Source organism: Citrobacter sp. wls757 (assembly GCF_005280935.1).
GTDB classification, from domain to species: Bacteria; Pseudomonadota; Gammaproteobacteria; order Enterobacterales; family Enterobacteriaceae; genus Citrobacter; species Citrobacter portucalensis.
Window position 1 is genome coordinate 17,238 of record NZ_SZWU01000044.1, and the last position, 20,395, is coordinate 37,632.

Below are 20,395 nucleotides of genomic sequence, written 5' to 3' on the forward strand. Positions count from 1 at the left end.
ATAGCAACTACAAATCAGCGATTGAGAAAATTAGCCAGCAGCTGATGCCCCTGTTCGCTGAGAATACTCTCCGGGTGAAACTGTACCCCTTCCATATCCCACTCGCGGTGACGAATGCCCATAATCTCCTGCGTTTCACTCCAGGCCGTCACCTCAAAGCACTCGGGAAGCGTCTCAGGGGCAACCACCAGAGAGTGGTAGCGCGTCACCGTTAATGGGTTAGCGAGTCCCTGAAAAACACCCTGCCCGGTATGGGTAATCGGCGAGGTTTTACCGTGCATCACTTTAGCCGCCCGAACCACGCTCGCGCCAAAGGCCTGCGCCATCGCCTGGTGGCCAAGACAAACACCCAACAAGGGAAGCTTACCGGCGAAATGACGAATAACGTCCAGTGAGATACCGGCGTCATCCGGCGTGCATGGTCCAGGGGAAATCACGATTTTTTGCGGGTTCAGCGCGTCGATTTGCGCCAGCGTCAGCTCGTCGTTGCGCCGGACAAGGACATCAGCGCCCAGTTCGCAGAAGTATTGGTACAGGTTCCAGGTAAAAGAATCATAGTTATCAATAAGCAGGATCATGGCGGCTCCGGTACATAAGAACCGCGCTATTCTACTCAGTTTCCGGGGCTTCGCTTACCACTTTACGAAATATCGCCCGCAGTGCAGACAGGTCACCCATCGCCCCGCTCTGATTAGCCTGATTCCACTCCTCAACCGGAATGCCATCCCAGCTCAGCATATACCCGGCATGAATCGCTAACTGTTCGAAGAAAATACGCTGCGCCAGGCCACTGCCAATGCGAAACGGATGCAGCACATTGATTTCGCAATAATAGTGCGCAAGACGATCGACAAACTTGTCTTCCGGTAATCCCACCAGCCAGGACTCATCTTCCAGGTCCTGCATCAGCGCATTGCCCTCTTTCTCGATATAGGCGAAGTGGCAAAAGCGAGTATCGCCCTGGTAAATATCGACTTCACGCAGGTGTCCCGCCCAGTCAAAAATATCCCGATACAGCTGGCGATGAATGGCGCACAGGTGCGGTAAGCCCCGTTTAAGCGGCCCCAATTCGATAGTCGCCGCACGCAGCGCTGTCAGTTCATAAGCCGCCTGCGCTAAACGCTGCGCCTGATGAATCCCCAGACGGTTACGCATGACATTCAGGCCCGGATATAAATACGGGTCGCGACCATCACCGAATTTATCGCTCATAGTGCCTCCTCAGCTCTTCAAGACGCGCCAGGGCGTCTTCAGCACTCAGAGTAACCCGTGGAATATCTACGCCTTCCAGCCGTCGGCTGGCCTGGAAATTGGCGTTTCGCCGTTGTTCCCACAGCCTGGACTTTTGTTTATCGGTGAGTTTTTTCACGTGACCTCCCTGAATGAGCCGACACTTGCCACAAGTATAAGCAGCAATTTCGGGTTACGCAGAGAGAGGGGTGAACGCGGGCAAGAACTACCCGCGCAAGATACGATTACGGCAGGACTTTAGCAGAAAGGATAACAATCGGTTTTGACGGGACATTCTGGTATGGACCGACATCATGGGTCTGTACCTGAGAGATCTTATCCGCGACATCCATACCTTTCACAACTTTACCGAAAACAGCGTAGCCAAAGTCGCGCTGGCCGTGATCGAGGAAAGCATTATCTGCAATGTTGATAAAGAACTGGCTGGTCGCGCTGTCTTTATCCGCTGTACGCGCCATAGCAATCGTGCCGCGAGTGTTACGCAGTCCGTTATCGGCTTCATTCTTGATTGGCGGGTTAGGTTTCTTCTGCTGCATCTGCTCGGTAAAACCGCCGCCCTGCACCATGAAGCCTGGGATCACACGGTGGAACGTGGTGTTGTTATAGAAACCACTGTTGACATAATCGACAAAGTTTTGCACTGAAACCGGGGCTTTCTGACTGTTCAGCTCCAGCTCAATGTTACCAGCAGAGGTTGTCAGCAGAACATGTGGATCACCTTTTGCTGCCAGTGCTGCGGGGGAGAGAGCAGAAAGAGCGAGAACAGCTGCAACAGCCGCCAGAGTCGATTTGAGCATGAGAATTCCTTAACAAGAGCAGAAATGAAGCAAGTGAATTGATTCTAAAGAGCCTTCAAGGACAAGGCCATCCCTTTACTTAATTTTACGTACCTGAAACAAATGTAACCTCATGGCTGCAAGTATCAATGTGATCAAGATCACATAGAAAAATGTAACGCACCAAGTTATTACCGATAAATATTTAAATGCGTCACTAAAGCACCTAAAATCTGCCCGCTCACGGCGCAGTCAATGCGCCTTACACTTCTATACAGGCCAGTCATGACTAACAGCAATCGCATCAAGCTCACATGGATTAGCTTTCTCTCCTACGCCCTGACAGGTGCGTTGGTAATTGTCACCGGGATGGTGATGGGAAACATAGCAGATTACTTCCATTTGCCCGTTTCCAGCATGAGTAACACCTTCACCTTCCTGAATGCCGGCATTCTGATCTCTATCTTTCTGAATGCATGGTTAATGGAAATCGTGCCACTGAAAACCCAGTTGCGCTTCGGCTTTATCCTGATGGTACTGGCCGTTGCCGGACTGATGTTCAGCCATAGCCTGGCCTTGTTCTCCGCCGCCATGTTTGTTTTGGGCCTGGTGAGCGGTATTACCATGTCGATTGGTACGTTCCTGGTAACTCAAATGTACGAAGGTCGCCAGCGCGGTTCCCGCCTGCTGTTTACTGACTCCTTCTTCAGCATGGCCGGCATGATTTTCCCGATGGTTGCCGCGTTCCTGTTAGCACGCAGCATCGAATGGTATTGGGTCTATGCCTGCATCGGCCTCGTATACGTCGCCATTTTCCTGCTGACCTTCGGTTGTGAATTCCCGGCACTGGGTAAACACGCTCAGCAGTCAGACGCGCCGGTAGTAAAAGAAAAATGGGGGATTGGCGTGCTGTTTCTGGCGATCGCTGCACTGTGCTACATCCTCGGTCAGTTGGGTTTTATCTCCTGGGTCCCGGAGTACGCCAAAAGTCTGGGCATGAGCCTGAACGATGCGGGTAAACTGGTCAGCGACTTCTGGATGTCTTACATGGTTGGCATGTGGGCATTTAGCGTTATTCTGCGTTTCTTCGATTTGCAGCGCATCCTGACCGTACTGGCGGGTCTGGCTACCGTCCTGATGTATCTGTTTATCACCGGTACGCCAGAGCATATGCCGTGGTTTATTATGACGCTGGGCTTCTTCTCCAGTGCGATTTATACCACCATCATTACCCTTGGCTCCCAGCAGACGAAGGTCGCCTCACCCAAACTGGTTAACTTCGTTCTGACCTGCGGTACCATCGGCACCATGCTCACTTTCGTCGTCACCGGCCCTATCGTGGCACACAGCGGCCCGCAGGCGGCATTGCAAACAGCTAACGGCTTGTATGCGGTTGTATTCGTGATGTGCTTTATTCTTGGGTTTGTCACGCGCCATCGCCAGCATAACGCCCCAGCAACGCATTAACCTCACTGCCGGATGGTATCCACATCATCCGGCACATTCTCACCCTCCTCTTCTTTCACTGGTCATGTAGGCCAATTCTTACAAAAACCCCTTAATTTGTACGCTATTTATACAAACACGAAAACCCAAATAATTCCGTCACTTATAAAAATGCTGACAAATCAGTTATATACCTCTTAAGGAGTATATAAGGACGAATTTGATTTGCATCAATAAGCGCGGTTGCTGAATCGTTAAGGTAGGCAGTAATAGAAAAGAAATCGAGGCAAAAATGAGCAAAGTCAGACTCGCTATTATCGGTAATGGTATGGTCGGCCATCGCTTTATTGAGGATCTTCTTGATAAATCCGACGCTGCCAATTTTGATATTACCGTCTTCTGTGAAGAACCCCGCAAAGCGTACGACCGCGTACACCTGTCTTCCTACTTCTCCCACCACACCGCCGAAGAGCTTTCTCTGGTGCGTGAAGGATTCTACGAGAAGCACGGCGTTAAGGTGTTAGTGGGCGAACGCGCAATTACCATTAACCGCCAGGAGAAGGTGATCCACTCCAGCGCAGGTCGTACGGTTTACTACGATAAGCTGATCATGGCGACGGGCTCTTACCCGTGGATCCCACCGATTAAAGGTTCGGAAACCCAGGACTGCTTCGTTTACCGCACCATCGAAGACCTCAACGCCATTGAGTCTTGCGCGCGCCGCAGCAAACGCGGTGCCGTGGTCGGCGGTGGCCTGCTGGGCCTGGAAGCCGCCGGTGCGCTGAAAAGCCTCGGCGTTGAAACCCACGTGATTGAATTCGCCCCAATGCTGATGGCTGAACAGCTGGATCATATGGGTGGCGAGCAGTTACGTCGCAAAATTGAAAGCATGGGCGTGCGTGTGCACACCAGCAAAAACACCAAAGAAATCGTTCAGGAAGGCACCGAAGCGCGCAAAACCATGCGTTTTGCCGACGGTAGCGAACTGGAAGTCGATTTCATCGTCTTCTCTACCGGTATTCGTCCACGCGACAAACTGGCCACCCAGTGCGGTCTGGACGTCGCGCCACGCGGCGGGATCGTCATTAACGACACTTGCCAGACATCTGACCCGGACATCTATGCCATCGGCGAATGCGCCAGCTGGAACAACCGCGTGTATGGTCTGGTCGCTCCAGGCTATAAAATGGCGCAGGTTGCCGTTGACCATATTCTCGAAACTGAAAACGCCTTTGAAGGCGCAGACCTGAGCGCCAAGCTGAAGCTGCTCGGCGTTGACGTCGGCGGTATTGGCGACGCGCATGCGCGCACGCCGGGCGCACGTAGCTACGTCTATCTCGACGAAAGCAAAGAAGTCTACAAACGCCTGATCGTTAGCGAAGATAACAAAACCCTGCTCGGCGCGGTTCTGGTAGGCGACACCAGCGATTACGGCAATCTGCTGCAACTGGTGCTGAACGCCATCGAACTGCCGGAAAACCCGGATTCACTGATTCTGCCAGCGCACGCGGGCAGCGGTAAGCCGTCTATCGGTGTCGATAAACTGCCGGACAGCGCGCAGATTTGCTCCTGCTTCGATGTCACCAAAGGCATGCTGGTTGCCGCTATCAACAAGGGTTGCCATACCGTTGCGGCGCTGAAAGCGGAAACCAAAGCCGGTACCGGCTGCGGCGGGTGTATCCCGCTGGTAACGCAGGTCCTGAACGCCGAACTGGCGAAACAGGGTATCGAAGTTAACAACAACCTGTGTGAACACTTCCCGTACTCACGTCAGGAACTGTTCCATCTCATCCGCGTAGAAGGCATCAAAACCTTCGAAGAGCTGCTGGCAAAACACGGGAAAGGTTACGGCTGCGAAGTGTGTAAACCTACCGTAGGTTCCCTGCTGGCTTCCTGCTGGAATGAGTACATCCTCAAACCGCAGCACACGCCGTTGCAGGACACCAACGACAACTTCCTGGCGAACATCCAGAAAGACGGTACTTATTCCGTGATCCCGCGCTCTGCGGGTGGCGAAATTACCCCTGAAGGCCTGGTAGCTGTGGGCCGTATCGCGCGTGAATTTAACCTGTACACCAAAATTACCGGTTCTCAGCGTATCGGCCTGTTCGGCGCGCAGAAAGATGACCTGCCGGAAATCTGGCGTCAGCTGATTGAAGCCGGTTTTGAAACCGGTCACGCGTATGCCAAAGCGCTGCGTATGGCAAAAACCTGCGTAGGCAGCACCTGGTGCCGTTACGGCGTCGGCGATAGCGTGGGCTTCGGCGTGGAGCTGGAAAATCGCTACAAAGGCATTCGTACCCCGCACAAAATGAAATTCGGCGTCTCCGGCTGTACCCGTGAATGTGCGGAAGCTCAGGGTAAAGACGTGGGTATCATCGCCACTGAGAAAGGCTGGAACCTGTACGTTTGCGGTAACGGCGGGATGAAACCTCGTCATGCAGACCTGCTGGCAGCGGATATCGATCGCGAAACGCTGCTCAAGTACCTTGACCGTTTCATGATGTTCTACATCCGTACTGCCGACAAACTGACCCGTACCGCACCGTGGTTAGACAATCTGGAAGGCGGTATCGAGTATCTGAAGTCCGTCATCATCGACGACAAGTTGGGCCTGAACCAGCATCTTGAAGAAGAGATGGCCCGTCTGCGTGAAGCTGTGGTGTGTGAGTGGACAGAAACCGTTAACACCCCATCCGCGCAGGTTCGCTTCAAACACTTTATCAACAGCGAAAAACGCGATCCGAATGTCCAGGTTGTGCCTGAACGTGAACAACATCGTCCGGCCACGCCTTATGAGCGTATCCCGGTGACTCTGGTGGAGGAAAACGCATGAGCCAGTGGAAAAACATCTGCAAAATCGATGACATTCTGCCTGCAACAGGCGTCTGCGCCCTGTTAGGTAACGAGCAGGTTGCGATTTTCCGCCCGTATCACAGCGACCAGGTGTTTGCGATCAGCAACATCGACCCGTTCTTTGAGTCCAGCGTGCTTTCTCGTGGGCTGATTGCTGAACATCAGGGCGAATTGTGGGTTGCCAGCCCGCTGAAAAAACAGCGTTTTCGCTTAAGCGACGGTCTGTGCATGGAAGACGAACAGTTCTCCGTGAAACATTACGAAGCGCGAGTGAAAGACGGCACGGTGCAACTGCGCGGTTAATTAATTTTGGGAGGCGCAACGCCTCCCCTTTTTTGACGTATTTGTAGGTCTTTTAATGGTAGGCCTGATAAGCGTAGCGCCATCAGGCAATTGCACAGGCACATTGCCGGATGGCGGCATAAATGCCTTGTCCGGCCTACGGTTACGATTTCTTTTTATTGTTTGTACTTCAAGGATAATCAACACATGTTCACAGACACTATTAATAAGTGTGCGGCTAACGCTGCGCGCATCGCACGCCTGTCGGCTAATAACCCGCTTGGATTCTGGATCAGTTCGGCAATGGCGGGAGCCTATGTGGGTCTCGGCATCATTCTTATTTTCACCCTCGGTAATCTGCTCGACCCGTCCGTTCGTCCGCTGGTGATGGGTGCAACCTTTGGTATCGCCTTAACGCTGGTCATTATTGCCGGTTCGGAACTGTTTACCGGTCACACCATGTTTCTGACACTCGGCGTCAAAGCAGGCACCATCAGCCACGGTCAGATGTGGGCTATCCTGCCAAAAACCTGGCTGGGTAACCTGGTCGGTTCCGTGTTTGTCGCCCTGCTTTACAGCTGGGGTGGCGGTAGCCTACTGCCGGTCGATACCAGCATCGTCCATTCGGTTGCTCTGGCAAAAACGACCGCACCTGCGATGGTTTTGTTCTTTAAAGGCGCACTGTGTAACTGGTTGGTTTGTCTGGCAATCTGGATGGCAATCCGTACCGAAGGCGCGGCAAAATTCCTCGCTATCTGGTGGTGTCTGCTGGCGTTTATCGCTTCCGGCTACGAGCACTCCGTTGCCAACATGACGCTGTTTGCCCTCTCCTGGTTCGGCCACCACAGCGAAGCCTATACCCTGTCAGGAATTGGTCATAACCTGCTGTGGGTGACACTCGGTAATACTTTGTCCGGTGTCGTATTCATGGGATTGGGTTATTGGTATGCTACGCCAAAATCGGAGCGTCCGGCTCCGGCAAAAATCAATCAGCCAGAGGCTGCTGCCAATAATTAAGGGGTAATGTCGTGGATCATTTGCCTATATTTTGTCAACTACGTGACCGCGACTGCTTGATCGTCGGCGGTGGTGATGTCGCAGAACGCAAAGCGCGGTTACTGCTGGAAGCGGGCGCCCGTTTAACGGTTAATGCGCTGGCGTTTATTCCGCAGTTCAAAGTATGGGCAGATGAAAACATGCTGACGCTGGTTGAGGGGCCGTTCGATGAGTCCCTGCTCGACACCTGCTGGTTGGCTATTGCCGCCACCGATGATGATGCCGTCAACCAAAGCGTCAGCACCGCCGCAGAATCACGTCGTATCTTCTGCAACGTGGTCGATGCGCCAAAAGCAGCCAGTTTTATCATGCCCTCCATTATCGACCGCTCACCGCTGATGGTGGCGGTCTCCTCCGGCGGGACATCGCCAGTGCTTGCCCGTCTGCTGCGTGAAAGGCTTGAATCCGTACTGCCTCAGCATCTGGGCCAGGTCGCGCAGTATGCCGGCAAGTTGCGCTCCCGAGTGAAGCAACAGTTTGCCAGCATGGGTGAACGTCGCCGCTTCTGGGAAAAATTGTTCGTGAATGACCGCCTGGCGCAGTCGTTGGCGAACAATGACCTGAAAGCCGTCGAGGAAACCACTGAGCAAATGCTCAGCGAACCGCTGGATCACCGTGGTGAAGTGGTGCTGGTTGGCGCCGGTCCTGGCGATGCCGGCCTGCTGACGCTGAAAGGGCTACAGCAGATCCAGCAAGCGGATGTCGTGGTCTATGACCGTCTGGTTTCCGACGACATCATGAACCTTGTACGCCGCGATGCAGACCGAGTGTTCGTCGGTAAACGTGCAGGCTATCACTGCGTACCGCAGGAAGAGATCAACCAGATCCTGCTGCGTGAAGCACAACAGGGCAAGCGCGTGGTTCGACTGAAAGGTGGCGACCCGTTCATCTTTGGCCGCGGTGGCGAAGAGCTGGAAACGCTGTGCCATGCCGGTATCCCATTCTCTGTAGTGCCGGGTATTACCGCAGCCTCCGGTTGTTCTGCCTATTCCGGCATTCCACTGACCCATCGTGATTACGCTCAGAGCGTGCGTCTGGTTACCGGACACCTGAAAACCGGCGGTGAGCTGGACTGGGAAAACCTGGCAGCAGAGAAACAAACGCTGGTGTTCTACATGGGGCTGAACCAGGCGGCCACGATTCAGGAAAAATTGATCGAATTTGGCATGCAGCCCGATATGCCCGTCGCCCTGGTAGAAAACGGTACCTCCGTGAAACAGCGTGTCGTCAATGGCGAGCTGACTCAGCTAGGAGAGTTGGCGCAACAGGTTGAAAGCCCAGCGTTAATTATTGTTGGTCGTGTGGTAGGCCTTCGCGATAAGCTGAACTGGTTCTCAAACCATTAATTGAATGCAAATAAATGCCCTGACTCTCAGGGCATTTATTTTCTCGTTTATTATTCATGATTTATTCTCAAACCTGAATTAAGAAAGACTAAACTCATTCACCAACAAAATGAATCTGCGCTCTAATTTATAAAAAACACGTAAAATACCCTATTTATATCCGTACAACCCATAAATCTAATTCACATCCTAAATAATACATGACCATTGAGTAATTTGACGAAGCACGGTCATTCAGTGGCAAAATAATAAATTACCTCGAAATAAATTTATGCCTTTAATGGCATATTTTGTGCGTATTTATTTAAGGATGTCGATTATGCAAAGGAAAAAACTCATTGCTGTGGGTATTGCTCTTGCGTTGCAAACTTACTATCTCCCGGCGATAGCCGCAGATAGTAGCGACGATGACAATGATTGCCCTACTGATATATCCGTATTATCAAAAGCCGAACGTAACAAACTCTCCGCACGCTGCCTGGCAGATTATACAGAACAAGACAATCACTGGGGATGGGTCGCAGGTGGTGTCGCTGCGCTAACAGCTGGTGTAGCGATAGGTATCGATAACAATGGCGGCGGCCATTCCCACCATAATGATACTCCGGCAACCCCATCAGATAATGGCGATGTAACGCCCACACCTCCTGACGACGATAGCGGTGATGTAACGCCCACGCCTCCCGACGACGATGGCGGTGATGTAACACCTACACCACCTGATGATACCTCTGTTATTACCTTCAGTAACGGCGTCACCATCGATAAAGGCCTGAACACACTGACATTTGACGGCATCAAGCTGGATAGCGGCACGGACCTCGGCGGCGCCGTATGGAATTACGTCGAACAGGACGATCGGTGGCAGATCGCGTTACAAGACGGTAAAACGCTGCTGGTTTCCGACTGGAAAGTGACCGACGAGAATGCCGCCGTCATTGAAGGTACGGTGCAAGGAAGTGACCTGTACTGGAAATATGACAGCCAGGGATACCTGATCGTTGCCGATCATCAAACCACCGTTGCAACGGGCGACGACGAGTCACACGTTGCCGATCGCGGGGTTGATACCCGTGGTGAAGGTAAAACCGGCGTCATCATCTCCGGCGATCGGACAAACAACGCGTTAAGCGGTGATTCCTCCGTCAGCGATGGTGCGGTCGGCATCGTCATTACCGGTGACAACACCACCAATACAATTTCAGGACAAAGCACCGTCGACGGCGCAACCGGCGCACTGATTTCAGGTAACGGCACCACCACCCGCATTTCCGGTGGCATTGACGTCACAGGTGGCGGCACCGGCATGGTGATCGATGGCAACGAAACCACGGTGGCGAATACCGGCACCTCTAACATCAGCGGTCAAGGTTCAACCGGCTCCATCGTCAATGGCGACAACTCGCACGTTATCAACGATGGTGAACTCTATGTGGCCGACGGCGCTACCGGGGCAAAGATTACCGGTGATGATGTCCTCATCGACAACAAAGGCGATACCACCGCCAGCGGCGCAGGTTCTACCGGGCTATATATTGACGGCGACAACGCAACCATTAACAGCGAAGGGAAGCAGGATATTTCCGACGGCGCAACGGGCATCCTGATTAACGGCAACAGCGCCACCTTCGATAATATCGGCACCACCGATGTCAGCGGCGCAGGCTCTATCGGTATCAGCATCACCGGCGACAAAACGCGCATTACTAACGATGGTGAGCTAAACGTTACCGACGGCGCGACCGGAGCTAAAATGACCGGTGACGGTGCGGTGATTGATAACACCGGCGACTCAACGGTCTCCGGCGCGGGGTCAACCGGGCTGTACATCGCGGGAAATAAGGCGCTGGTTATTGGCGAAGGAGATCAAACCATTGCGCAGGGTGCAACGGGTACCGTCATTGCGGGCGATAATTCCCGAATCGCGAATACGGGTGATATCACCGTGGATGGCGTGGGCTCTATCGCTGCAGTCATTGATGGAAATGATAATAGCCTGACTCAGGCAGGTGACATGCTGGTCACCAACGGCGCGACGGGTATCGTCACTGACGGGGCGGGTAACGAAATCAAAAACACCGGCAACGCGACCGTGCGCGATGCAAACTCCGTGGGTTTTGTGATCGATGGTGAAAGAAATATCTTTAATAATAAAGGAAATATCGACGTCAGCCTGAATGGTACTGGCGCAAAAATGAGTGGCGACTCGTCACAGGCGACGCTGGATGGCGATATTAACGTTATTTCCGCGCAGGACCTCGATGGCGTATTCCGTGGCGCGACGGGCGTAAACGTGGGCGGCGACAGTAACACCGTAGATATCACAGGCAATGTGAATATGAGCGCTGAGTACGAACAGGATTCTCTGATCGCCAGCGATACCCCGCTAACCGGTGTCGCCGTTAGCGGTAACAACAATAATGTCACGCTCGATGGTGGGCTTAATATTGATGTGAACGATCAATCCGTCGTCAGCGGGCAGTATCTGGACGTTATCGGTTTAAACGTGACGGGTGATGGAAACAATGTGGCGATTGCTGGCGGTATTAATATTACTCAAAGCGAAAGTAACGATGGCGATAAGGTAGTTGTTCATGGCATCGACATCAGCGGCAACAGTGAGGTCACGCTAAGTGGGCACTCTACGGTGGATACGACCACGATTTTCGGGGGCCATGTCGTCCTGGCGCAGATCAATAATGGCGGTTCACTGATTTTAGATGACAACTCGGTTATTGATATTACTGCAAAATATATAAGCTCGAAATATTATACCCAAAATGCCCTGTTAATGGCCTCCGGGGAAAGCTCATCGATTGAAAATAAAGGGAATATCACCAGCCAGGGCGTCTATTCCATCATGCGTGCCAGCAACGGCGCAAAGATCGGCAACAGCGGCGATATTCTTGTTTATACAACAGGCAATAACGGCAGCGATGATCGCACCGGTATTGTTCAGGCCAGCGGTAACGGTTCTGTTGTTCATAACCAGTCGGGCGGCGACATCACCATTATATCTGACCAGACGCCGCAGAGTAGTGGTGGCTATGCCATATATCCCCTGATGTGGTACACCCACACCTTTTACGCAATGGCGTCCTCTGGATATGGCAGCGTGACCAACGACAAAGATGCCACCATCCATTTACAGGGCGCAGGCGTGTATGGCGTCGCCGCCAGTAGAGGAACGGCGTTAAACGAGGGCGAGATTTATCTGGATGGCTTTGTCCCGACGCTGGATGACGAAAACAATATTACCAGCACAGGCTACTGGCATCCGTCATCGCTCTATCTCACCAGTTCGGGGATGGTCGCAGGCTCAACCGATAGCGGCAATGGCGACGCCACAGCCACCAATACCGGCACCATTAACGTAAATAACGCCGGGTTCGGTATGATGGCGCTCAATGGCGGCACCGCCATTAACCAGGGCACCATTAATCTCACCGCCGATGAGGGCGTCACCAAAACCGATGATAACCAACTGATCGGCATGGCGGCGCTCAACGGCGGGGCCGTCATCAACGACACAACCGGTATTATTAATATCGACGCAGATTATGGTAAGCCTTTCCTGACTGACAGCAAAAGTACCGTGCTTAACTACGGTACGGTCTGCTATGACAGCAACTGCCAGGGCAGCGACGACTACAACCCAACCGACAGCAGCGTTGCAATCATTTATGACGATGATGACACCATTACCAGCGCGGGAACAAGCACTGCGCTTGATAATAAAGCTGTGATAATAGGAAACGTTGATAATTCGGGGGAAGTCAGCGGTGGGCCAATTGCCATCAAGGATAGCGGGACGCTGACCAACAGCGACGGCGGTGTTATAAATACCGATACTTCCGTTTCTGGCAAACTTATCAATGATGGCACCATAAACGGGACGTTGACGCAAAATGGCGGCGACATCGTGAACAATGGCACCATTGATAGCCGCAGTACGACCACCAATGGCACGCTAACCAATGGCACCGATGGCACGATGACTTCCGGCGCGAAAGTCACTGGTGCTAACAGTGCAATCATCAACGACGGTACGCTCTATCTTGGTTCTGCGGCTGATGCTAAAAATGCCTCAATGCTGGAAATTAACGATAACGCGCAATTCTTTAATACCGGCACGCTGATCCTTAATAACAACAAAAATGCCATTCACCTGAATGCAAACAACGGAACGCTGTACAACACCGGAACGATGGAGCTGACGGCAACCTCCAATAAAGGAGCCATTAACTATTGGGGCGCAGGTGCAGCATTCATCAATGACGGAACGGTGAATGCCAGCACCGCAGTACTCGCTTTTGCTGGTGGCGGCGCAGGAACGGCTGCAGATAAGCACGCTTTTTTCTGGAACCAGTCAAACGGCATAATCAACTACGATGCGGATAATGGCCGTGCAGTGGATTTCTCCGCCTATAACAATTACGTGGCAGTCAACGACGGCACCATGAATATCAGCGGTAATAACGCTTATGGCATGTATGGCGGCAAAAATGCACAACTGGTCAACAACGGCACAATTAATCTGGGCACAAAAGGTACCACAGACACTGGCTTGGTAGCGATGGCGCTGGATAAAAATGCGACCGCTGATGCAGTCATTGAGAATAACGGCACCATTAATATTTACGCCAATAATTCTTACGCATTCAGCGTTGCAGGTGCGGGTCATGTGGTCAATAACGGCACGGTCTTCATTGACGATGGCGTGACGGGCTCTGGCCTCATTAAGCAAGGTGACAGCGTTAACGTCGAGGGGACAAACGGCAATAATGGCAACAGCTCCGAGGTACATTATGCCGACTATACGTTGCCGGAAACGCCGGTAGAACCGGACAGCAGCACCGTCGCCAGCACCACGTCCAACGACCTGACCGGCTACGTGGTTGGTACCAATGCCGACGGCAGCAGCGGTAAGTTGATGGTCAGCAATGCCAGCATGAACGGCGTGGAGATTAACACCGGTTTTACCGCAGGTACTGCCGACACCACCGTCAGCTTTGACAACGTGGTCGAGGGCAGCAACCTGTCCGACGCAGGTGCCATTCAGTCCACCTCCGTGGTGTGGAATGCACAGGGCAGCACCGATGCCAGCGGCAACGTTGACGTCACCATGACCAAAAACGCCTATGCCGATGTGGCGACCGATAGTTCCGTCAGTGACGTGGCGCAGGCGCTCGACGCCGGTTACACCAACAACGAGCTGTACACCAGCCTCAACGTTGGCTCCACCGCTGAACTGAACAACGCCCTCAAGCAGGTGAGCGGCAGTCAGGCTATCACCGCGTTCCGTGAAGCCCGCGTGCTAAGCAACCGCTTTACCATGCTGGCCGATGCCGCGCCGCAAATTAAAGATGGCCTGGCGTTCAACGTCGTAGCGAAAGGCGACCCGCGCGCTGAGTTGGGCAACGATACCCAGTACGACATGCTGGCATTACGTCAGTCGTTGGATCTCACCGCCAGCCAGAATCTGACGCTGGAGTATGGTATCGCGCGCCTGGACGGTGACGGTTCGAAGACCGCGGGCGACAACGGCCTGACCGGCGGCTACAGCCAGTTCTTTGGTCTGAAGCACAGCATGGCGTTTAATGAAGGTCTGGCGTGGAAGAACAGCCTGCGTTATGACGTACACAACCTCGACAGCAGCCGTTCTGTCTCTTATGGCGACACCAATAAGGTGGCGGATTCCAACGCACGTCAGCAGTATCTTGAGTTCCGCAGCGAAGGGGCGAAAACCTTCACCATGCTCAACGATACGTTGAAAGTCACGCCGTACGCCGGGGTGAAATTCCGTCATACGCTGGAAGGCAGCTATAAAGAGCGTAGTGCGGGGGACTTTAACCTTTCGATGAACGCTGGCAGCGAAACCGCTGTGGATTCCATTGTCGGAATGAAGTTCGACTATACCGGTGAAAATGGCTGGAGCGCCAGCGCCACGCTGGAAGGCGGTCCGAACCTGAGCTACAGCAAGAGCCAGCGTACTGCGTCACTGCAAGGTGCCACAGGCCAGTCCTTTAGCGTAGACGACGACCAAAAAGGCGGAGGCGTCAACGGCCTGGCGACGGTCGGTGTGAAATACAGCGCCAAAGACGCCAGCCTGAATCTGGACGCTTACCAGTGGAAAGAGGACAACATCAGCGATAAAGGCTTTATGTTGAATTTCAGAAAAACATTTCGCTAATTAATTAAACCCGCAGCCTGGTATTATTTATTAATACCAGGCTTTTTTATTTAAATTCAATTCACTAATCGTATGTTTTATATATAAAGCGACATGTCCTTTTCTGGACTACTTAAAGTTTATGTTAGTTGATATCTTATCCGGCGAAAAATGGACTTCATCCATTTAGAAATAGATATCTAACAAGGATTTTGACATGTTTAAATTTGCAAAAATCACCATCGTTGCTGGTGTTCTGGCTACGCTGACCGCGTGTACTGGTCATATCGAAAACACAAAAAATAACTGCAGCTACGATTATTTCCTGCATCCAGCAATTTCGATTTCAAAAATTATTGGTGGCTGTGGCCCGGCTGCGAATCAGTAATAGAAGCGATTGCGCAGATACAAAAAAACCGGGAACTTCCCGGTTTTTTTAACAACACAGAGCGCATTACGGCTTGGCGACAAAACCAATCGCTTCGTAAACGGCTTTCAGCGTAACAGATGCGCGGGCGCTGGCTTTTTCCGCACCTTCTTTCATCACTTTCTGCAGGAAAGCTTCATCGTTACGGAAACGGTGATAGCGTTCCTGAAGCTCGGTCAGCATACCGGAAACGGCCTCTGCGACTTCACCTTTCAGATGACCATACATTTTGCCTTCGAAGTGCTGTTCCAGCTCCGGAATGCTCTTACCGGTGACAGCGGAGAGAATATCCAGCAGGTTGGAAACACCCGCTTTGTTCTGCACGTCGTAGCGTACAACCGGCGGCTCTTCAGAGTCGGTCATCGCACGTTTGATTTTCTTAACCACAGATTTCGGATCTTCCAGCAGACCGATCACGTTGTTGCGGTTGTCGTCCGACTTGGACATTTTCTTCGTCGGCTCCAGCAGCGACATCACGCGCGCGCCGGATTTAGGAATGAACGGCTCAGGCACTTTAAAGATGTCGCCATACAGGGCATTAAAGCGCTGGGCGATATCGCGGCTCAGTTCCAGATGCTGTTTCTGATCTTCGCCAACCGGTACCTGGTTGGTCTGATACAACAGGATGTCTGCCGCCATCAGTACCGGATAATCAAACAGACCAGCGTTGATGTTCTCCGCATAGCGCGCGGATTTGTCTTTGAACTGGGTCATACGGCTCAGCTCGCCGAAGTAGGTGTAGCAGTTCAGCGCCCAACCTAACTGTGCATGCTCCGGTACGTGAGACTGCACGAAAATGGTGCTTTTTTCAGGATCGATACCGCATGCCAGATACAGCGCCAGCGTATCGAGCGTTGCTTTACGCAGTTGCTGAGCATCCTGACGAACGGTGATGGCATGTTGGTCAACGATGCAGTAGATGCAATGGTAGTCATCCTGCATGCTCACCCACTGACGCAGCGCACCCATATAGTTGCCAATGGTCAATTCACCTGAGGGCTGTGCGCCACTAAAAACGATGGGCTTAGTCATTTTTTGATTCCTGATTTTCGCTATGCGGAAGCCCGAGAGCGGGCAGTAGTTCATTAATACGGTCGTAAATAACGTCGGGCTGGCTCAGCGCGATCGACTCGCCGTAGTTGTAGCCATAGGTCAGGCCAACGGACGGACAGCCAGCAGCTTTTGCCGCCTGAATATCATTGCGTGAATCCCCTACGAAGAGCATTTGCTCAGGCTTGATGCCAAGCTTACTTGCCACAAGCAGCAGCGGATCCGGATGCGGTTTTTTATTCTGCACGTCGTCACCACCGATGACCACGCTAAAGTACTTGGCGATATCTAATGCTTCGAGCAATGGCGCGACAAACGGGGTCGGTTTGTTGGTCACCAGACCCAGCGGCAATCCTTTCGCATGCAGCGCGCCCAGCGTGTCGGCAACATCAGGGAACAGGAATGTCCCCTCTTCTGCGACATCGCCGTAGTATCTGTCGAACAGCTTACGCAAAATACGTACCTGCTCCTCGGCGGGAATATCATCATCAACGGGCGGTTTACCCATCGTTTTACGTAATGTTGCGCGCTCCTGACGGGACCACGCCAGCGCGCGCTCCATCAGTACATCTGCACCGTTACCAATCCAGGTGATAACGCGTTCTTCTCCGGCAACCGGCAGTTCCAGCGCATACAGCGCCATGTCCACCGCTGCGGCTAATCCCGGCGCGCTGTCGACCAGCGTGCCGTCGAGGTCAAATGCAGCGCCCCGAATATCCTGAAACTTATCCATGACTTACCTTCGCCAGTTCATTGCGCATTTCATCAATGACTTTTTTGTAGTCTGGTTGGTCGAAAATGGCGGAGCCTGCAACAAACATATCTGCGCCTGCCGCGGCAATTTCACCAATGTTATTCACTTTGACGCCACCGTCCACTTCGAGGCGGATATCGTAGCCAGATTCATCAATACGACGACGCACTTCGCGCAGCTTATCCAGCGTTTGTGGGATGAAGGACTGTCCGCCAAAGCCTGGGTTAACGGACATCAGCAGGATCACATCGAGCTTATCCATGACGTAGTCCAGATAGCTCAGCGGTGTTGCCGGGTTGAACACCAGGCCCGCTTTACAGCCATGCTCTTTGATCAGCTGTAATGTGCGATCGACATGCTCGGAGGCTTCCGGATGAAAAGTAATGATGCTGGCGCCAGCGGCGGCGAAGTCCGGGACAATACGATCGACCGGTTTCACCATCAGGTGAACATCAATCGGGGCGGTGATGCCATATTTACGCAGCGATTTCAGTACCATCGGTCCGATGGTCAGGTTCGGTACGTAGTGATTGTCCATGACGTCGAAGTGCACGACATCGGCACCGGCAGTCAGCGCTCTCGCGGTGTCCTCACCCAGGCGGGCAAAATCAGCCGACAGAATTGAGGGGGCGATCAAATACTGTTTCATCCGCTTCTCCTTGAGATTTATTTCTTCGCAGGCGTTACGACTCCTGGTTTATACAGTGCCAGCAGTTCGTTCACCTTTTTACGCGTGCCGCCATTGCTGCTTATGCTGCGCCGCACTTTGACCTGAAAATGTTTCGCCGCTCGGTACCATTCACGGGTATCGGGCGTATCGTGGTTCGAAATTAACACCGGGATCTGCTTACTGACCAGCTTTTCTGCCATCTCGGCCAAATGCGCCTGCTCTTTCGGGCTAAAGCTGTTGGTGTGATACGCAGTGAAATTTGCCGTCGCCGAAAGCGGTGCATAAGGGGGGTCACAATAGACCACAGAGTTGCTATCCGCACGGTTCATGCACTCTTCATAGGAGAGGCAATGGAACTCCGCATTCTGCGCTTTCTCAGCAAAATGGTACAACTCGGCTTCCGGGAAGTAAGGTTTTTTATAACGCCCAAACGGGACGTTAAACTCGCCGCGCAGGTTATAACGGCACAATCCGTTGTAACCAAAGCGGTTCAGATACAAGAACAGTACTGCTCTGCGGAACGGATCCTCGCTGGCATTAAATTCTTCTCTGAACCGATAGTACACCTCAGCCTGATTGGTTTCAGGCATAAACAGCTCACGCGAAGCCTGCACATACTCATCGGTACGCGTCTTCACGATGTTATAGAGACTGATAAGGTCGCTGTTGATATCGGCAAGAATATAACGAGAAAAGTCGGTGTTGAGAAACACCGACCCGGCACCCACGAAAGGTTCAATCAGGCACTCACCCTGAGGTAAATGCCGTTTGATATCATCAAGCAGGGGGTATTTCCCCCCTGCCCATTTCAAAAAAGCGCGATTTTTTTTCATGCTGACTAACTAATTACACCTTCTCCGGCTGTGGAGAAAGCTCCGACAGCATCCTGCGCTTTAGTCTTTGTCCCGCAATTGGGCGAAACATCAAACCATTGCAGAACATATCCTATCTTACTTCAAATCGGCCTGAACCTGATGCAGCGGTTTTGCCCACGGGTTTTTCGCCTGAATATCAGCGGGTAACGTAGACACTGCACGTTTCGCGTCTTCTTTAGACGCATACACGCCTGTCACCAGAACATACCACGGTTGACCGTTACGCGTCGTCTGGTACACCACGTAGTTCTTCAGGTTTTCTTTCTTCGCCCAACCGTTCAGGTTGTCGTAGTTAGAAGAACTGCTGAGCTGCAGCGTGTAATGGCTGGACGGCGCAGATTTTAACGCTCCAACATTACCTGCGCTTTTCGCTCCGCCAGCAACAGGCGTTGTCGTTGTTGCTGTCGCCGTTGGCGCAGGCGTTGCGGTCTGCGTTGGCGTCGCAGTTGCTTTCGGCTCAGCGGTCGCTTTCGGCGTAGCGGTTACCACAGGTGCTTTAGTTGTGGTGGTCGGCGCGGTAGCAGTTACGGTTGGTTTTGCCTGAGCAACAGGTTTCGGCTCTGTCGGCGTCGCTTTCACCGTAGTTTGCGGTTTGCTCTTCGGCTCAATAACGGCCTGTTTACGTTCCTGGCGCGTAGCAGCAGGACGCTCAGTCGTTTCCGTTTTCGCCGTCTGGCGCGCAGCATTACCATTACGCATCGGCGCAACGGTCGCAGGTTCGGTCGGCAGCGTAGAGTTAACCACGGCGTTGTTAACCTGCTCCTGACCCTGCGGTTGTGTCAGAGCATTGTTCAAATCGCCCTGCACTTCAACACGCTGCTGGCCTTCGGTTGCCGCAGGTGCCTGACCTTGAGTCGGGGTAGAGGAAATCGGTGGCAGGGAAACATCCTGCTGGGTATTGCCAGCGGTCTGCTCAGTGCCCGTTGCAGAAGCCGTTGCGCTCGCCTGATCCGTTGCATTGCTGCCAGAAAGATCGATGCTCTTCTCACCAGATGCTGCCTGCTCATTGGAAGAAGATGAGGGGGCTTTCAGCGCAGAACCAATGCCGATAATCAGCAGCAGCAGTACCAGAACACCCACACCCATCATCATATATTGGCGGGAGGCAGGCTTGCTGGCGGCTTTCTTACGCTTGCGCGGACGACGTTCTACACGCTCTTCATCCACGGCATCGTCATCAGATTCATACTCTTCTTCAATGTCCTGCTCTTCTTCACGCTCTTTGCGTGCACGTGCAGGACGGCGATCGTCAGCATCCAGATCAACATCATCAAAATTGATTTGCGGCTCATTATCGCGTTCAGACGATTGACGAGAACGACCAGTACGACGATCGCTGGGATCGGGTTTCAGCTCGTCTTCTGGTTTGAATTCATCCATTTAACACCCCACTCAAAGGTTAATGCTTACGACTTTGCACATAACCTGAAGCTA

16 protein-coding genes are annotated in these 20,395 nt (G+C 52.7%); 7 read left to right on the top strand and 9 right to left on the bottom strand.

Going from position 1 to position 20,395, the window contains the following annotated elements; genetic code table 11:
* Nucleotides 1-14: 14 nt before the first annotated feature.
* From pabA to ppiA, 4 genes are all read right to left on the bottom strand, one after another.
* Nucleotides 15-578, bottom strand: coding sequence for an aminodeoxychorismate synthase component 2 (gene pabA, locus FDW94_RS12045; protein WP_048236932.1), 564 nt, complete (start codon nt 576-578; stop codon nt 15-17).
* 31 nt (nt 579-609) lie between these two features.
* Nucleotides 610-1,212 (bottom strand): putative adenosine monophosphate-protein transferase Fic, encoded by a 603-nt coding sequence (locus FDW94_RS12050; protein WP_005121664.1) that lies wholly within the window; start codon nt 1,210-1,212, stop codon nt 610-612.
* Nucleotides 1,202-1,369: a YhfG family protein gene (locus tag FDW94_RS12055; protein WP_003827708.1), complete on the bottom strand. Its 168-nt coding sequence runs from the start codon at nt 1,367-1,369 to the stop codon at nt 1,202-1,204. The genes FDW94_RS12050 and FDW94_RS12055 overlap by 11 nt, the downstream gene beginning before the upstream one ends.
* A gap of 106 nt (nt 1,370-1,475) precedes the next feature.
* On the bottom strand, nt 1,476-2,048 hold the full coding sequence (gene ppiA / locus FDW94_RS12060) for a peptidylprolyl isomerase A (protein WP_003023595.1): 573 nt from the start codon (nt 2,046-2,048) through the stop codon (nt 1,476-1,478).
* A 264-nt stretch (nt 2,049-2,312) separates the two neighbouring features.
* On the opposite strand from ppiA, the gene tsgA reads away from it, so the two are divergent.
* From tsgA to FDW94_RS12095, 7 genes are all read left to right on the top strand, one after another.
* Entirely contained in the window at nt 2,313-3,494 is a 1,182-nt protein-coding gene (tsgA, locus tag FDW94_RS12065) for an MFS transporter TsgA (RefSeq protein WP_137377645.1), read from the top strand.
* Between the two features lie 271 nt (nt 3,495-3,765).
* Complete coding sequence (gene nirB / locus FDW94_RS12070; RefSeq protein ID WP_008786307.1) at nt 3,766-6,309, top strand: NADPH-nitrite reductase large subunit; 2,544 nt, start codon at nt 3,766-3,768, stop codon at nt 6,307-6,309.
* The gene (gene nirD, locus FDW94_RS12075; RefSeq protein ID WP_003023590.1) at nt 6,306-6,632 is read left to right on the top strand and encodes a nitrite reductase small subunit NirD; all 327 of its coding nucleotides are present in this window, start codon (nt 6,306-6,308) and stop codon (nt 6,630-6,632) included. Before nirB ends, nirD begins: the two co-directional genes overlap by 4 nt.
* Before the next feature lie 186 nt (nt 6,633-6,818).
* Nucleotides 6,819-7,628, top strand: coding sequence for a nitrite transporter NirC (gene nirC, locus FDW94_RS12080; protein ID WP_008786308.1), 810 nt, complete (start codon nt 6,819-6,821; stop codon nt 7,626-7,628).
* A gap of 11 nt (nt 7,629-7,639) precedes the next feature.
* Nucleotides 7,640-9,013 carry a siroheme synthase CysG gene (gene cysG / locus FDW94_RS12085; RefSeq protein WP_008786309.1) on the top strand — a complete coding sequence of 458 codons (1,374 nt, stop codon included), beginning with the start codon at nt 7,640-7,642 and terminating at the stop codon, nt 9,011-9,013.
* 319 nt (nt 9,014-9,332) lie between these two features.
* Nucleotides 9,333-15,206, top strand: a complete 5,874-nt coding sequence (locus FDW94_RS12090) for an autotransporter adhesin BigA (protein WP_137377646.1) — start codon at nt 9,333-9,335, stop codon at nt 15,204-15,206.
* Nucleotides 15,207-15,402: 196 nt separating this feature from the next.
* Entirely contained in the window at nt 15,403-15,573 is a 171-nt protein-coding gene (locus FDW94_RS12095) for a YhfL family protein (protein ID WP_048236937.1), read from the top strand.
* Nucleotides 15,574-15,639: 66 nt separating this feature from the next.
* Here FDW94_RS12095 and trpS read toward each other — a convergent pair whose 3' ends face one another.
* The 5 genes from trpS to damX all read right to left on the bottom strand — a co-directional run bounded on the left by trpS (nt 15,640) and on the right by damX (nt 20,341).
* Complete coding sequence (trpS, locus tag FDW94_RS12100; protein ID WP_003827687.1) at nt 15,640-16,644, bottom strand: tryptophan--tRNA ligase; 1,005 nt, start codon at nt 16,642-16,644, stop codon at nt 15,640-15,642.
* Nucleotides 16,637-17,395 carry a phosphoglycolate phosphatase gene (gph, locus tag FDW94_RS12105; protein WP_003837920.1) on the bottom strand — a complete coding sequence of 253 codons (759 nt, stop codon included), beginning with the start codon at nt 17,393-17,395 and terminating at the stop codon, nt 16,637-16,639. The genes trpS and gph overlap by 8 nt, the downstream gene beginning before the upstream one ends.
* Nucleotides 17,388-18,065 (bottom strand): ribulose-phosphate 3-epimerase, encoded by a 678-nt coding sequence (rpe, locus tag FDW94_RS12110; RefSeq protein WP_003023561.1) that lies wholly within the window; start codon nt 18,063-18,065, stop codon nt 17,388-17,390. Before rpe ends, gph begins: the two co-directional genes overlap by 8 nt.
* A 17-nt stretch (nt 18,066-18,082) precedes the next feature.
* A complete protein-coding gene (gene dam, locus FDW94_RS12115) occupies nt 18,083-18,919 on the bottom strand; it encodes an adenine-specific DNA-methyltransferase (RefSeq protein WP_003827684.1) in 837 nt (278 codons plus the stop codon).
* A gap of 117 nt (nt 18,920-19,036) precedes the next feature.
* Nucleotides 19,037-20,341, bottom strand: coding sequence for a cell division protein DamX (gene damX / locus FDW94_RS12120; RefSeq protein WP_137377647.1), 1,305 nt, complete (start codon nt 20,339-20,341; stop codon nt 19,037-19,039).
* Nucleotides 20,342-20,395: the final 54 nt, after the last annotated feature.